General features: G+C 45.2%; 3 protein-coding genes. All 3 read left to right on the forward strand.

What is annotated here, in order from left to right:
* Positions 1–7 precede the first annotated feature (7 nt).
* Genes ACTHMC_RS18445 through ACTHMC_RS18455 form a run of 3 tightly spaced genes read left to right on the forward strand, consistent with a single transcriptional unit; the run spans position 8 to position 17,925 of the window.
* Positions 8–7,540, forward strand: a complete 7,533-nt coding sequence (locus ACTHMC_RS18445; RefSeq protein WP_440415298.1) for a PA14 domain-containing protein — start codon at positions 8–10, stop codon at positions 7,538–7,540.
* 41 nt (positions 7,541–7,581) lie between these two features.
* The gene (locus ACTHMC_RS18450) at positions 7,582–17,595 is read left to right on the forward strand and encodes an RHS repeat-associated core domain-containing protein (protein ID WP_440415300.1); all 10,014 of its coding nucleotides are present in this window, start codon (positions 7,582–7,584) and stop codon (positions 17,593–17,595) included.
* Positions 17,596–17,925: a hypothetical protein gene (locus tag ACTHMC_RS18455; protein ID WP_440415302.1), complete on the forward strand. Its 330-nt coding sequence runs from the start codon at positions 17,596–17,598 to the stop codon at positions 17,923–17,925.
* Positions 17,926–18,166 lie beyond the last annotated feature (241 nt).

The raw sequence follows: 18,166 nt of genomic DNA on the forward strand, positions 1-18,166 counted from the left end.
GATTTCCATGGTACAGACCCTATCCCGGTATCAGAAGACTATTGCCTGGCTTTTGTATATCTCCATCTATCTTCAGTTGATTTTGACGCCGTTTTTGGCTACTGCTGAATCCGGCAGGTACAGACCCTTATATGCATTTGAAGGGCGTGGCATAGCTACCAACCGGCCTCTGAAAAAGATACATCGTGAAGTGATTGCTCCGGTATCAAACAAAATTCCTGTTTCCGCTGCTGCAAAACAACCTGCGGTAAAGAGTGATTTGACAGATTTGACTGATCACACTTTATCCGGTGGGCCTACTCAACCTGAAATGTCTGCTTTCAGCAGTGTTGGTAATTCCAATATGGTTGATCTTTTCTCCGGAGATTTCAGCTATACGATACCGTTGCTGGATGTAGGCGGTTATCCTCTGGCTCTTGGCTACAATGCAGGGATAACAATGGATCAGGAAGCAAGCTGGGTAGGTCTTGGATGGAATATCAATCCTGGCACCATTACAAGAAATCTCCGTGGCTTGCCGGATGATTTCAAAGGTGATACGGTCAAAAAAACTGTATTCGTTAAAGAGAATAAAACAATCGGAGTTAATGTAGCATATGACAAAGAGGTGGCAGGAGTTCCCATTGACAAAAAGTTAATGAGCAAAAAGGACGCAGAGGATGTAAAGAAAAGTGGCCTTAATTTTGGTCTGGGAGTAACTCATAACAATTACAAAGGGTGGGGACTTGAAGTGTCTCACAGCATTGGTCTCAATGCAGGAAAAAATGCACTCGGCCCTTTGAGTGGCGGTTTATCTTTATCCTCCAGTTCTATGAGTGGTTTATCCGTTACGCCATCTGCCGGCTTTGTGCAGCAGTTGAAAGAAAAGGAAAACTCTTTCTCTTTCACCAGTATCAGTCTGCCTTATAATTCCAGGAGTGGTTTGGGAAGCCTGCAGCTCTCAACGGGAATCAGTCAATCCAGGCATGTTGAAAACAAGAACAGGAATACGCGGTATAACAGGGGATTCAGCGGAGGTGACTGGGGGAGCACCCTTTTATCTTTTTACACTCCTTCAGTGATGCCTTCTATCAACGTACCCTTTACCAGCAGGCAATTCACATTCAGCGCCAAGATAGGCTGGGAGGAGAAAATTCTTCATCGCAATATAGCAGTTTCGGGATACGTGTCCAGGCAATATGTTGCACCTGCTGATACTACCACTTATCTTCCATCTTACGGATATCTTAATTACCAGCATGCTGCTCCTAATGGCAGTTCATTACTTGATTATAACAGGGAGAAAGAATTGCCTTTCCGCGAAAAGCCTGCGTATCCTCACATAGCTGTACCTTCTTACAGCTATGATGCATTTTCTATTTCGGGTGAAGGCACGGGAGGGATGTTCAGAGCTTACAGGAGTGAGATCGGATTTGTATATGATAACCGGATGCGAAGCGGCAGTTCATCTGAAAGGTTCAGCCTCGACGTTGGCGCCGGTCCGGATATTGCGCACCTTGGATTTGAAGTTGGCCCCAGCTCATCCAGTACCAGAACCGGTCCCTGGCTTGCGGATAACCGGATGGCAGATTCTGTAAGGTTCAGGAACAATGATGGATTGTTTCAGGCAGCATACTTCAGAAATCCGGGTGAAAAAGCGATCAATGACAAAGCCTATTATGCAGCAGTAGGAGACGATGACCTGGTAACGCTGGAACTGGAACAGCGAAACAGCAGGGACCCCAATATAGTGGCGGCTTCCAACCTGATCAGGTATAGACAGGGAGAGGCGCTGCCTGGTACTATTCCTGTAAAAAAAGACAGTACGCTGAAACGCAACAGGGATAAACGAGTTCAGGTGATCTCGTATCTCAATGCACGGGAAGCCGATGCAGTTGGATTAAATAAATACATTGATAATTATACTTACAATGTTTTCGACCCATCCATTTGTGGAGCGCCGGATAATGACCCGGAAGACTTCGGCACCGGACTCACGATGGAGTTGTTCGGCAACAAACTGTTAACCGGATCACCTGCCCTGGTCTGGTATGGCAGGGATGAATTATGGCAGGAACTTACCAATGGTTACCCGAAAGATCAGCAGGCAGGAGTGGTGCACGATGAACGCTGGTCAATCCGCTGGACCGGGCGCATGCGTGCACCGGTTACAGGCTCCTATTCCTTCAGAGCAAAAAGTGATGATGGCTTTTATCTGAATGTGAATGGGAAAAATGTGATCGATAACTGGAAGGTAACCAACTTCGATGCCGGCTATGTTTATGGTTCGCTCAACCTGGAAGCAGGGCAGTTTTATGAAGTGGAAGCAGCCATGTTCGATAACAAAAAATATGGTGGCCTTAACCTGGAATGGCAATACCCCGGCGCTGTTTATCACAAGATCCCGCGTGAACTGCTTTACCCAAAAGCCACCGATTCTTTGAGGGTGAGAAATCCGGCAGATACCGCAAAGAACCTGATTGTTAAAGAAAAGCGCATCAATGATTTCAGGAAAGCCCACCATATGTCCGAAATCTCGGTCCTGAATAACGATGGGAAAAGATACATATACGGAATACCAGTCTACAACCTGAAACTAAAGGATGTCACCTTTTCCACAAAGGAGGGTTTGGGCAATATGCAGAAAGGAATGGTGAAGTTCACTCCTTCAGGTAACAACCCGGATAACACCACAAAAAACAGGAATGGAAAGGATAACTATTTCTCAAAAGAAGAAATTCCTGCGTATGCGCATTCCTTCTTGCTGACGGGAATTTTGTCTGACGACTATTCTGATCTGACAGGTAATGGTATTACTGAAGATGATCCGGGAAGTGCGGTAAAATTCAATTACTCCAAAATATGCGGATACTATAATCCCTTCCGCTGGAGAACACCTGCGGGCCCTGACAGTGCCGCGTATAACGAAGGGCTTCGCACAGATTACAGGGATGATAAGGGCACCTATGTATACGGAGAGAAAGAACTGTGGTATCTGCATAGCATTGAGTCGAAAACTATGATTGCCACTTTTGTGCTGAGCAGCCGTAAAGACATGCCTTCGGTTAAAGAGAATGGAGAGCGGATATATGACAGTTCTGCCAAAAGGCTTGAGAAGATCCATCTGTACAGTAAGGCGGACTTTAATAAATATGGCAAAAAGGCAAAACCGGTGAAAACGGTACATTTCGATTACAGCTATGAATTATGCCGTGGCGCTCTTGGTAACGATACCGGAAAGCTTACTCTCAAAAAAATCTGGTTCACGTACAACGGTGTAAAAAGAGACAGTGCTCAAAGTAATCCATACCGCTTCCGCTATCACAGCAATAATCCGAGATATAATAATCAGGCTTCTGACAGGTGGGGCAGTTACAAGCATCCTTCGCAAAATCCTAATTCAATTGCTGGAGATACAGTCCGGAATGCTGAATACGCTTATGCTTTGCAGGACAGTGCGCTGGCTGCTCAAAATGCAGGAGCATGGAATCTCGAGAGCATCGATCTTCCTTCCGGAGGAATGCTTAAGATTGACTATGAATCTGACGATTATGGATATGTGCAAAACAGGCAAGCGATGCAAATGTACCAGATAGCCGGTTTCAACAGCAGCCCCAATTACAATACAGCCGTTCCTTTTCTTTATGGAATACAGGATTACCGGTATGTTTTCATTAAAGTGCCTTCCGGTGGAACGGCCAAAGATATTTATGATAAATACCTGTCAGGGATAGAAAAGATCTATTTTAAAGTTTTTGTGCGGGTTCCTAAGGATAATTACAATAATGGGCAGACGCATGAATATATTCCTGGTTATGCCAGGCTTGAAAAGGGAGCCGGCAGCTATGGAGTGGCAGCCGGAAATATAATCTGGGTGAAATTGCAAGGTCTTCACCTGGATGGTAATGCGGGCGGGGAGTATAGTCCGATGATGATTGCAGCCACACAGTTCCTGAAACAAAACCTTCCATCCAAGGCATGGCCGGGATCAGAAACCGGCGATGACCTTGATATGCGGGAGGCGATATCGGTAGTTTCATCGCTGGTAATGAACGTTGTTGAAGCAGTGAATAAATTTGAAACGGTTGCTCGTCAGAATGGATTGATGGCTCAGGTGGACATCAGAAAAAGTTTCGTAAGGTTGCTGAGCCCTCAACGGAAAAAATATGGAGGCGGACACCGCGTAAAGCGCGTCACACTTTTCGACAACTGGAATAAAATGACGGGACAGCGGGATGCTAAGTATGGCCAGGAATATTCGTATACAACAGATGAAAATAGTAATGGATCAGTGGTTACATACAGCAGTGGTGTTGCTTCTTATGAACCCGCCATCGGGGCAGAAGAGAATCCCTTCCATATGCCAATCGAGTATATTGATCAGCCTTCCGTTTTACTGCCCTCTTCCAGAGGATATACAGAAGAGCCACTCGGAGAATCTTTTTTCCCTTCTCCGGGCATTGGTTATAGCCGGGTACGTGTAAGAACCATCAACCATCTCAAAAAGAAATCCGCTAACGGTTTTGACGAAACCTCTTTCTATACTGCAAAAGACTTTCCCGTATTTACAGAAAGAACGGTTTTCGATCCAGGCACCTTTAAAAGGTACAGACCTGCCTTGTCCAATTTCCTGCGCATCATGGCTTATCATTATCTGACGCTCTCTCAGGGATTCAAGGTTGAGCTGAATGACATGCATGGCAAGCTTCGATCCAAAGCTTCTTATCCGGAAAACGACCACAAGAATTATACATCTTATGCAGAATATTTCTATCGCAGTGAAAATACTGCTGGCGGAAAAAGACTGAAGAATACCGTGATGGCTATCCGGCCTGACGGGGTTATCGATACAGCGGCCGTGATCGGAAAAGATGTGGAATTGATGATGGATCTGCGCGAACAGGAATCCATTTCCGAAAGTATCAACCTGGAACCCAATTCAGAAATGTTTTCAGCAGGTACCATACCTGCGATCCTGCTGATAGCACTGAACTTTTACCAAAGGGAGATAAACAGGTACAGATCTGCCGCTACTGTTAAAGTGATCAATCGTTATGGTATCCTGGATAGTGTGGTAGCGGTGGAAAAGGGTAGCAGAGTATCCACTGCCGACATGCTTTACGATAGTGAAACAGGAGATGTGCTGATGACCCGGACGCAAAATGAATTCGAGGATTATGTCTATAATTTCACTTACCCGTCTCATTGGGCATACAAAGGTTTAGGACCGGCATACCGTAATATCGATGCTTACGTTGAAAATGTAACCATTCGTGATGGGAGGATCGTATCAGGCGCTGACAGCGCACTGAAAATCTTTACGGGAGGGGATGAGATAATGATTGCAGGCAAACAGAGGACCGGAGGTGCCACCTGTGCTGAGCAGATAGCCAGTTTCCCGAATTATAACCGTATCTGGTGTATCGATAGCAGTGACCTCAAAGGCGGCACGCGTGCGCTTTATTTTATCGACAGGAAAGGCAAACCGTATTCCGGCTTCGATATCTCGATGAAAGTGGTCCGTTCAGGAAGCCGGAACATTTTTTCAGCCGTTGGTACTGCCACGAGCCTGGATAGTATGATACGGCGTGATCCTGCTACAGGTGCTTATAAGCTTCAGATAGATGATAACTCCCGCGTGCTGGGAGTAAGTGCTGCCGAGTTCAGGCAGTTCTGGAAAGTACAGGATCTGTTTGCTCAAAAAGAATCATTGAATTGCCTGCCCCGCTGGATACCTACCGGAAGGTTTGCGTGCGTTACAGTGAATGGCCGTAATACAGGTGAGCGTAGAGCTGAAATGGCAGACAGCAATAGGAACAGTAGCAGTTACGGAAGTGCCAATTGGGTTTCGCTGGGTATCAATTGCAAAGAGTGCCCGGTACCGTGGGTGAAAACCTTTCTTCGATGCCAGACGGTTGCGGATACGCAAGGTGAAGGTGGTAGTTCCGGTGTAGGTACAAACGCTTCAGGTGGTGGTAATCCTCCCGTGCCTATCACCGGCAGGCCTATCTACAGGTATACGGATACTGCCAGGTGTAGCGCCACCTATGGCAACTTCAAGGATAGTGTGGAAGCCGTAGATTGTGTTACGTGCTACGGAGGTACATTATGCGGCGCACCTCCTGCTTGTGAGAATTGTGATGAAAGCACCGGTTTGCGTAAGTGCATCAATGGAATTTGCGAAACTGCACGCCTGGTATGTGCAGCTTCTTATCCTGCTCCAGGTGGATATATGAATATCTATGTATACAGGTTTTCTGATAATTCGACTCCGGCTGACATACCTGCGCAAAATATTTTCTCTCCGTACCCATGTAGTCCAGGCTCCTACTCATTAAGAGCTGAAGATGATATGTTATCGGCAAATGCTCCGGCAACTGCCACAAGCTCGCTGTCCTCTCCATGCGATCCTGTTACCGGCAAGATCTGTGAAAGTATTGTTGCCGATACCAGCTTCAACCCATATCTCACCGGAGTGCTGGGCAACTGGAGGGCGTACAGAGCGCTCACGCTGTACACTGACCGAAGGGAATCTGATCCTTCCATCTCCACCAATATCAGGCAGAATGGTGCGATCAGGAATTTCAGTCCTTACTGGACATTCCAGCAGGGACAACTCAAACCATCTACTGATACGGTTAAATGGGTTTGGAATAGTGAAGCTACCATCTTCAATAAAAAAGGACTTGAACTGGAGAATCGGGATCCGCTGGGCAGGTTCAATTCAGGTATCTACGGCTATGATTTTACTTTGCCTGTTTCGGTTACTCAGAACAGTAAGTACAGGGAGTCTGCCTTCGACGGCTTCGAGGATTATGGTATGAACCTGACCAATTGTGGAGAAGCCTGTCCTTCGGTGAGGCATTTCGATTTCGGATCCTACCAGTCGCAGATGGATACTGCTGAGGCTCACTCCGGAAATAGAAGCCTGAAGATCCTGCCGGGTGCACAGGCAGGGATGACTGCTTACCTGGGATCCGAATCAAAAGACACCATCACATCAAAACTGAGTTTCCTGCCATTGACAGGCGCCTGTGGGGGAACAATGTTGAAAGAGATCAGGGCAGGAAAGGATCTTTTATTGCCAGCTTTTTCTCCAACGGCCGGAAAGCAAATGGTATTAAGTGTTTGGGTGAAAGAGTCTCAGGACTGCAAATGCACCAATTATCAGAACAGCAGGGTGGTTGTGCTGGCGAAGAATGCGGCGAATGTGGTAACCAGCTTCTATTTTACGCCATCCGGAAGTATCATAGAGGGTTGGCAGCGCATCGATTCCGTATTTACGATCCCGGCCGATGCAGTGTCTGTTACCATCAGTATGCAGGCTACGGGAAGCTACACCACCTGGTTTGATGACCTCCGGATCCATCCGGTCAATGCCAATATGAAGTCATTCGTGTATCATCCCGTGAATCTCAGGCTGATGGCGGAGCTCGATGAAAATAATCATGCTTCATTTTATGAATATGATGATGAAGGCACATTGATCAGGGTGAAGAAAGAAACGGTGCGTGGTATCAAAACCATTAAAGAAACCAGAAGTGCTATGGCCCAGCAGTAAGGCCGGATATAAAATCACAGACCTATCCCTAAAGTTGATTTATGTTATCGATAAAAAATACCAGATACATTTTCCCCGTGATTTGCCTGCTGATCTGCATGGCATTCATGGGACCGGTGACTATAGCTGTTGATCCACCTGTTGTGAGAATCCTGAATGGCAGTACAGGACAATTGAAAGTGGATTCTCTGATGATGGTGGAAGATGCCAAGTTCTTCTCCGGCAATACAAACCTGATCAGGCCTTACCGGGTTGAAAACATGGTTTCACTGGAAGTGAATGAAGATGCGCTGATCCCGATCCAGGACAGCTTTACAGTAACTGCAAGATTGCAGATCAAAAAAACGGATGCGCTGCTGCAGGTCAGTACGCAAAATATTGATCTGACTGTGAATTACAGCAAGGACAGTAGTTATAAACAACGCAGGACATTCTACTTCAGCAATGCATTCCGGGTGGAAGTGAAAGTGATCAGCCTTTCGAAGTCCGTTGCCTGGGATGCCTATGCTTTGTGCAAAGTGGTGAATCAACTGCAGTCGCATCCGGCATATCGTTTCGATTGTGATACCAATGCCGTTAAAGCTGTAACGGCTAATACATTTAGTGTGGAAGATGAGCTGCCGGTTTCCTGGGGGCATATGGATGGCGCCGATGAATATGACCTGGAGTGGGCGTATGTGGATCTGGTTGCACTGAATGATAGTATGTATGGGATACCGACGTCCCCTGATCCAAAATTGCTGTTTGCAGGGAATGCCAGCAGGGTAACCGTGTCTGGTACTTCATACCGAATTCCTCTATATTATGACCGGAAAGGGAAATTGTTTTTCAGGGTGAGATCTGTTCACTGGGCTTCCGCTCTGGGTGCGCAGGGGAGCAGGATAGAGGCCAAATGGAGCTCCGGGTATCCGGGAGGACTGGGCGCCTATGAATTCAATGGCCATGAAAAACAACTCAACTGGCAGAGCTCCACTTCATTTGCAGAAGATGGAAAGCGGAAAACCGTGATGCAGTATTACGATGGTAGTCTTCGGGCAAGGCAGACCGTTACCAAAGACAATGTGTCTGATAAAACCATTGTTGCTGAAAGCCTTTACGATTTCCAGGGCAGGCCGGTAATACAGGTAATGCCGGCGCCTACGCTGAATAATGTGATCAGGTATGCCCGTGGGCTCAACCGGACGACGGGGAATGAGGAGTATGAAAAGAGGTTATTCGATACACTTCCCGATCCTGCAAAATATTGCGAAACGCAGGCGATTCCAATGTCAAGCGATTCCGGCGCTTCCAGATATTATTCACCCCGGAATTCTTTCCTGAATTCAGGTGATCTCAAATACAGGTTTGTTCCTGATGCGGAGCTTTATCCTTTCTCGGAAGTTGAATATGCTCAGGACAATACAGGAAGGATAACCCGCCAGAGTGGAGTTGGAATAGATTTCAGAATGGGAAGTGGACATGAAACTTACTATTCTTACGGAACTCCTGATCAACGGGAACTGGATGCCTTATTCGGTACAGAAGTGGGGTTAGCTACCCATTATCAGAAAGTGGTGGTTCGCGATGCCAATGGTCAAACCAGTATCAGTTATACCGATATGCGCGGACGCACCATTGCTACGGCGCTTGCAGGCTCCCTGCCTGCAGGAGCCAGAATGGATACATTGTCTTCGATGAAAAGAGACACTCGTACCGAAACCCTGGCTGATCCTTCCACTGCAGTGATCCGGGACCTGATAATGGAAAGCAAGAAAGGTCTTGAAGTAACGGAAGAGGATAGCGTACTGCATAGCTTTGAATACAAGCTGTCGCCTGAATCGATCCAGGCAGGCTGCTCCACTCAGTTCTGCTATGATTGTTTATATGATCTGGAGATCATCATTACCAGTGACTGCAACAACTGCAGGTTACCCGGCAAACAGGCGTTCTATTCGCTGACCCGGAATTTCAGTTTCGGGAACATCGATACTACCTGTAATCCTGCACAGGAATTTATTGTGAAATTTGACCTGTGGCTGAAAAAGGGTAGCTATGAAATTACTAAAAAGCTATCTGTGAATAAGACTGCCATGGATTATTACCGCGACAGTTTATTCATGAGCCGGAATAACTGCAAAACGGAAGAGCTGTTTGCCAACAACTACCGGAATAAGCAGGTGGTTAGCAATAATTGTCTTCCTGCCTGTGATGGTTGTTTGCTGAGTGTTGGCACCTGGCAGGTTTATTGGAACAATTACAAGCAGAAATACAATATTGCCGCTGCGGATACTGTTGCACAAAAGGATTTGGCGATGCGTGCGCACAAAGAAGCGGTAGACGCCTGCAACGCATTGTGTGGTAACAATACGGAGAAGGATGCAATACGCAGCGCCATGCTTGCTGATCTCACTCCCCCGATGGGGCAGTATGCAGATATCAACAGGGATGATAATAAGTATTCGATCTTCTTTATTGATTCTGTAACTACTCCCAGGTATCAGTTGATTTCAAATTATAAAGATGCCTCAGGAATGCCAGCGCTTGTGTATCGGGAATCCACGGGTAAGATGGTTTCACCGCAACAATTATCTCCTGATGAATTTATTGAGAATTTCCAGTCTTCCTGGGCGGAAGCATTGTTGCCGAAGCATCCGGAGTATAGCCTGTTAGAAAAATATTCCCTGCTGGACAGCAGTCATCAGTGGGACCGTGATGCAGAAGCGATAAGCACATATGCCCTGGCGAAGCAGAGGGGATATATGAATCCTACTGGCGCTACTATATCGCCGTTCAGCTATTTTGCCGGAACTGGTCCGGATGTGGTCAGGGATCCGTTTTCAAATTATAACGGACGCATGTTCAGGTTTGCGATAGAAGATATAATTGAAAGATTTCAGGATATGGCTCCTGGGCCGGATGCATCCTTATATGGTCTTGCAGCTATTAGTATTTTATGTACTGATAATCAGCAGAGTTGCATTCAGGCAAATGCCAGTGGCTTACACTTGGCCAATAGTCTATCTATTTGTGACGCTGACCGTGACATAGCCTGGCAGGTATTCAGGGCAACCTACCTTTCCTGGAAAAAGCAAAAGATATTCCAATGGGTGAGAACCGGGTCCAGTGCTCCTTCTGCTTTAGAGCTGCGTAACAACGGCTACGCTTCGCATTTTGTATTTGACGAGTTGTTTGACAACAATGGTTTGCCGAGAACTGTATCCGGTATGACTGCAGCCAATAATCATAAAGCCAGTGCAGAGCAAAAAGCTAAAAATTATTACGATTCCAATTGTGTTGCCTATGTGAATTACTGGATCAAGACCTTGTCTGCATCCTGTGCTTTGTATGATACCCTTGACCTCAGGCAGAATGTGATGCCTTTACTTGTAGCTGTTTGTCAGCAAGGCGCGGATATCGACCATCCGTTTGGTTCCAGTACGGTAAAACCTTCAAGTATCTACGCATATCGCAGTTTCGAGGAAGTGATAGCGGCTTATAACAGAAAAAAGGGAATCAGGAACAATAACTGCAATGCCTATGTGATCACTGCCCCGGCTCCGTATGACCAGCAGGTGGCTCCAAGTGACAAGCCACTTGCTCAGAAGCCGGCGGACTGTGAATGCGACCTGATATTGAAATTTCAGCAGCAGTTCGTTAACAGGGGCAGCGAATACGGAACCTTCGGCCGTTTCATGCGTGAAGTGTACAAAACCGACATTACCGATTCCATTGCCGATTACCTGACCGGTATCTGCAATAATTCTCCTTCCTGTACATATCTGTCCGGAAATATCTTATTGCCACCGGTATTTCAATGTAATACCGGAGATGTTTGTATCGATTGTTCATTATTCAACAGGATCGACTCGTGTTTCAGGGCCGGTTTCCCGGATGTGCTTCCTTCGTCTGATCCCGCGGTGCGTTCAGATTCGGTACAACAAAGCTGGAACCGGCTCTATGAGAATTATATGAACCATAAGACCGGGTTTGCCAAATCAGCGGCCGATTACCTGGCATTTGCCAGGCAATGTCAGGGAAGTTCAAGGTCTTTTGGGTGTGATTCATTGAACAGGATTTTGTTGGCTTACCGCCAGGTGCGGAAAACTTCGTTTGGTGTAAGGTACCAGCGGAGTTATACTTCCGTTGATGGCTCAAGGGTAACACTTACTGATCCTGCTGACCTGGTGAAGGATGGTATGATGATGTTCCCTGATTCCGTTCGTGCAGGTACGCTCCGCAGTTACAATGGAGATGCCATTTCAGCAGTCAACTTTCAGCCTTTCTGTTTTCCGCAAGGCTACGCTTATGAGTTTCGTTTCAAACTGCTTAAGCCTGAACCGAAAGGTGATCTTTTCTACAGCATTGCAGGAAGTTTTGGTGCTACTTTCTCCTTGACGGTTCAGGGGCTTAAGTTAATCATGGTTGCAAATCCGGAACTGGGTGTTACGTTCCCTGTAAATGTTGTTGCAGATCCTGATACTACAATAGTTAACGGCTGGTGTACGGTAAAATGCAAGACCACTATTTCCAATGTTTATATTTACTTCAATGGTAAACTGATCTATACCGGATCACGCAACCCGGTAACGCCAATCCCGAACTTTCAAATTATAGGGGCTTCTTTTTATTCCCGTCAAGCGGCCATTGATTGGTACAAATTATATGATCACAATGATTCATTGAAATACTTTGAATATTTCAACTCCCTGGCTGGTTATAGTATTCCTGCGCCTTCACCTTTTTGTGCTCCTGTTACGGATTGTAAAACGCATTTTGTCAGCTTCTTCAATCAAAGGAACGGGAATAGCAATTTCAACTACCAGCAAATAGAGGAAATTTACAAACAGACATGCGGAAGGCTTCCGGATCCCTGTTATGAAGTGGACTCATTGATGAATACGCTGAAGCGATTCAATAAGTCAGAGAATCCATCAAAAGCAGTACCGTCAATTGTTGCCCCTGGTATGGCGGCTCCTGACTCCCTGGCCAATGATCCGGAACGCACGTTCAGGGATGGCGCATTCATGTGGGAGTCCAGGTTTCAGGCAAAGAACACCAATAGCGAGTATACGTATCACAGGATTGCTGCGCCTGCAGGAACTTTACTTTGCACCGACCAGAATTTTTCAGTTGAAGGCAGGTTCAGAGCGGTATCTGATGTGTGGGGCACTACTGCTGATCTCTTTTATTATGATCATCCTGGTATTGGGAGGTATGTGGTGTGCAGGCAGTCCGGTGGCCTTTATATCAGGCTGGTAACACTGACTGATGGTACATCTGATGTGAATTTCACTCCAATGATCCTGCTGACGGGTGTTGGTGCTGCTATAACCGATTGGAATAATTATAAGGTTACGTTTGCACCGGACAGTGTAAGATTCTATTTCAATGATATAAAGAAAGGAGCAGTAAGGAACCCTCGCAACGGGATGGCGTTAACAAACCATTTCCAATGGATGGTGAATTCTTACAAAGGCAGCCTCGATTGGGTGAAAGTGCACAACTCCAAAGGGAAACCTGTTTATTATGAAGACTTCAACGATCCCAATAAGCCAGCAGGGTTCGATCCCACTTTTATTTGTTCGGCATTGGCCGATTGTCAGACCAGTTTCGTGAATTATTTCAACCAGCAAAGGAATACCAGTTATGCATTCCGGCAGATTGATTCTCTGTACTATCATAGAACAGGGAGGAGTCTGGATGTATGTGGGATCAGGGATTCATTGATGAATGTAATGGGCAGGTATAATGCCAATGAAAACCCGAACCGGCTGATCCTGACGCAACATTTCAATGACCCTGCTACTATTTGGGAAAACAGCCAGTATGCGAATAACCGGAATGCAGAGTTAATTGTAGGTAACGGACTTTTCAGGCATCCTGATACGTTGCAGAATATCAGTTATGGCACAGGATGGAAAGGTTTCCGCTTATCCGCTTCTACGGCATTCTGCGCAAACCGGGAGTATACGCTCGAGGTAAAGATGAAAGTGTTCAGGGATATCTGGGGCAATGAAGAAATATTCTATTTTGATGACGGAAATGTTCAGTTCAAATTTGATAAACGTACCGGAAGTGCTACTCTCAATGGCATCAACCTGACTTCAGTATTAGCGCGCAATCCTTCAAATCCGGCAACCCGGGTGAATATCCTGGCAAGCACTGTTAATATGAACAGTAATCCCTCGCAGCTTGTACAGGAGTGGGTAACGGTCAAATTCAATATTACTCCAACAAGAATCAGGTTGTATTGGAATGATGTATTGAAATTGGATCAGACCAGGACCAATACCGGATTCCAGCCGGCATCAAGCCTGGATCTGTATTTCAATAGTTTGCAGGGGGCGCTGGATTATGTAAAAGTATACAACAGCAAAGGGCAGATATATTTCAGTGAGGATTTTGAAGACCAGCAAAGGCGTGCCCTGGTAGATCCAGCTTTCCTTTGTCCAAAGGCAACGGCAGATTGTAAGACTCCGTTTTTAACTTATTTCAACCAGCAGCGTGGAACCAGTTACACATTTGATCAGATCGATTCCCTTCATTTTGCCATGACTGGAACTTCCCTGAACATATGTGGCGACCGGCCCATGTCGGAGCCTTACTTCTATACCTTGTGCGGCCGCGCTACCCCCGGTTATCCCGCAGTGGCAGTGGATCCGATCAATAATTGTACAGACAGCACTTTCTTTATTGATAGTTATGCACAAACACGCTATCGATACTATGCAGATAGTCTCAGAGGCAATTTCGACAGCGCGTACAGGGCAAAGTGCCTGAATGCCTATAAATTCGAAAAATTCACTGTTCGTCGCTCGGTGCAGGAATATCATTACACGCTCTATTATTATGATCAGGCGGGTAACCTCGTAAAAACGGTCCCTCCCGCAGGTGTACGTCCGGTACGGGATTCCATCTGGCTTGATAATGTAAAAATTGCACGTGCAAACAAGCAGGAGCTGGTTCCCGGCCATGAATTGCCGACCGATTACCGATACAATGCGCTCAATCAGGTGGTATCACAAAAGAGCCCTGATGGCGGCGCCAGCAGGTTTTGGTACGACAGATTGGGCAGGCTGGTGGTCTCTCAGAATGCAAAACAGCGTTACGCTTCTTCCAATGAGGAAAACCGGCTTTACAGTTACACCAAGTATGATTCACTTGGCCGTATAAAGGAAGTTGGGCAGCTAAGGAATTTGCTGAGTAACGGTGTTATGCATGATACTACAAGTCGTAACCCGGAACTGCTGTCTATTTGGATGACTGCGCTTAATCAGAGACGTGAGCAGATAACCTCTACTGTGTATGATCTTCCTTACCCAGGATTTACAGAAGTGGTGGATAACAGGCAGATTGTGAAGCAGCGAAATCTGCGAAACCGTGTGAGTTATACCACTTATACGGATAGCTGGAATACGGCCAATTATAATCAGGGGACATTCTATACATACGATATCCATGGAAATGTGGATACATTGCTGCAGGATTTTGGATGCGGTACCTGTGGAAATTCCGAGGTGAATAATCTGATGAATCAGAATGGAAACCGGTTCAAGAAAATATTCTACAATTATGATCTGATCAGCGGAAAGGTTAATGGAGTGGCCTATCAGAGAGGTTGGTCTGACCAGTTCTTCCACCGTTATTCTTATGATGGAGAGAATCGTTTGACCCTGACTGAGACCAGTATTGACGGAAAGGTATGGGAGCGGGATGCCCGTTATGAATATTATCTCCATGGTCCGCTGGCGCGAACGGTACTGGGCGCCCAGCATGTGCAGGGAATTGATTATGCGTATACGTTGCAAGGGTGGTTAAAGGGAGTGAATAGCGCCGGTGCCCTATCTGCCTATGATATGGGAGGTGATGGAGATACGAGGACCGGGGCTGCCAACAGGTATGTGGCAAGGGATGCTTACGGATTTGCGTTGAACTATTTCGCAAATGATTATAAAGCGATCGTAGATACGTTAAAATCTTTCCCTGGTTACAGTGCCTACCTGAACACCGATTTCCGTCCATTGTACAATGGAAATATCAGTAGTATGGTCAGTACCAACCGGGTGTTTGAAAACCCTGCTGCGTATCCTGATAGCGCCACTTTGCTCTTCAATTATACGTATGATCAGCTGAACAGGATAACAGGCATGGATGTGTTCAATAAATTCAACCGGACTGCCAATAATTACAATAGTCTCGTAAAAATAGACAAGTTCCGTGAGAGGGTATCTTACGATGGTAATGGAAATATCCTGAAATATCTCCGCAACGGAAACGGTAATGGAGCTACTGTGCGGATGGACAGTTTGCGGTATAGCTACTATCCGGGGACGAACAGACTGAAGCATGTGAGGGATAGTGTTCCTGCCAACTGGTATGGTGCTGGCGTGACAGATAAGATTATTGATATCGATAATCAGTCGGATCCTGAGAACTACATATACGACAGCATCGGCAATCTGATTAAAGACAAGGCCGAGAAAATAACGAATATCGGTTGGAACGTTTATGGTAAGATCACCAGTATCAGTAAGGCAGAAAATTCACCTCAGCCTGCCAGTGAAATACGGTATACCTACGATGCGTCTGGTAACAGGATCAGCAAATCGGTAGAGAAGAGTGGAAGAAAGAATATTACCTGGTATGTGCGGGATGCACAGGGGAATGTGATGGCTACTTATACTGGAGAGGACGAGGTGGCGAAGCCTTTGCCGGGATTTGCAATAGTTGAATCAGAGCGGTATATTTACGGAAGCAGCAGGCTGGGAGTGACTAGTTTAGATCAGCCAGTGGATAATGGAAATGCGGGCCCTGCGAGTGTGACGGGTGATACAGGATCGGTTGGGGTGAGGGGAGAAAGGATGTATGAGTTGAGTAACCACCTGGGGAATGTGCTGACGACTATTACAGACAGGAAATTTGGCGTATCTTCAAATGGCTCTTTGATAGATTATTATGAACCGGTGATGTTGAGTGGAACGGATTATTATGCTTTTGGATCGTTGATGAGGAGTGCAGGGGATAAAGCTTATAGGTATGGGTTTAATGGGAAGGAGAATGATAATGAGGTGAAGGGTGGAGATGGGTTGCAGCAGGATTATGGATTTAGAGTGTATGATAATAGGTTGGGAAGGTTTTTGAGTGTTGACCCTATTACTGCAGATTATCCAGAATTAACTCCTTATCAGTTTGCCTCAAATAGCCCTATTGCAAACATTGACATCGATGGCCTAGAAGGTGAATATAATTTAGGGGGTACCAATGAAATGCTGAAAAGAAAAGGTGATGCACTGTTGATACAGCCTAAAAAAGAGCAAGTTGCTCCTGTAAATCAACAAGCTGCTGGGCTTAATCTGGGACCCTTAAAGTTAAAAAAGGATTCTTATGAAGGAACAAGTTGGTTTTGGCCTACAGGAAAAGCAACAGTGTTTGCAGGAAATTCCATTAAAAGTGGCTACAACCAACTATTAGGAGGTTTAGAGTCAGGATCAAAGCTTTTTACAAAGAAAGGAAGAAGCCAAATAGTAGGGAATGCTCTTCGTGGGTTTATTAATTTCATAGAATGGAGTTATGAAACCTCAGATGATGAAAAGTTAGATTTTTTATATGAAGTAGCTACAGATGTAAATACCTATGAGGATATTGTAGGTGGATATCTTCTTACTAAATCTACAAATTTCAGGTTCGGAAAAACTAGTTCCCAAGTACCTTTGTCTCCTTCCTTAGGAGGTGGAATGCCATATAAATATCAATTTCAATTTGGAAAATGTGTGGAATTTGCTGAAGAGTTCAAGAAAAGAATGGCAAAGGGCATAAAATTAGCAGGAGGGCAAATTCAAGAATATGAAATTAATATTGGCCCTAATGGTTTAATAGGAACATCAAAAGTTCAGCTTGCAAATAATGGGATGCATAGGTTTGTTGAGGCAAAAATCGGTAATGAAATAATGATCTTTGATAACTACCATCCACAAGGCATATCCAAACAAGATTACTTAAAGGAGATTGGAGGATATATTAATGGACGAGTTATCGAAGGAGCAGATCTCCTTAAAAATGCAAAAAAAATCGAGTAAATGATAGAGCAACAGAAGGAATTTATAAGTTTCCTTTTTGCGATCTTAAAGCGAAATGGAATGTTTAATGTTAATAATGTAGAAGATATTAATCTAGTAATTTTAGGCTATGAAGCAGCATTAATATCCTCTCCTATTGCTCAGAAAAGTATTCATCAACTTTTATTGGGCTTTCGAGTATTTGTGAATGCTAAGTTTGAAACTCATCAGGACTTTGATTGGGCAAGAGTGATTCGATTTAATTCTGGAGGAGATAAACCTTCACTAGAGTTGTTTGAGTCTCTTTTTACTCAATTTACAAACGAATACACTGTTCCCTATCAAGGGTAGTGTCTAACTGGTGGTAGTAAACAACTTGTCATCTACTAAATAATACTCAAAAGGATTGGCTTAACGGTCAATCCTTTTTCTTTTATCAATGTCATTAATCAGTTGATTTTCTGATAGTCTGAGTAAATATTCTAGCTGACTTTTCTCTAGTAAAACAGAATAATTGTTAGATTCAAAATAATATTTACCTTTGCATCCTGCTAGCAGATGTAACCCCCACAAAAAAGAAATCTCCTTTTAG

Source organism: Pseudobacter sp. (assembly GCF_051955275.1).
GTDB lineage: Bacteria > Bacteroidota > Bacteroidia > Chitinophagales > Chitinophagaceae > Pseudobacter.

Excerpts from the sequence above, each read along its gene's own strand:
- ACTHMC_RS18455 (WP_440415302.1), top strand. The coding sequence starts at position 17,596 with ATGATAGAGCAACAGAAGGAATTTATAAGTTTCCTTTTTGCGATCTTA.
- ACTHMC_RS18445 (WP_440415298.1), top strand. The coding sequence starts at position 8 with ATGGTACAGACCCTATCCCGGTATCAGAAGACTATTGCCTGGCTTTTG.
- ACTHMC_RS18450 (WP_440415300.1), top strand. The coding sequence starts at position 7,582 with ATGTTATCGATAAAAAATACCAGATACATTTTCCCCGTGATTTGCCTG.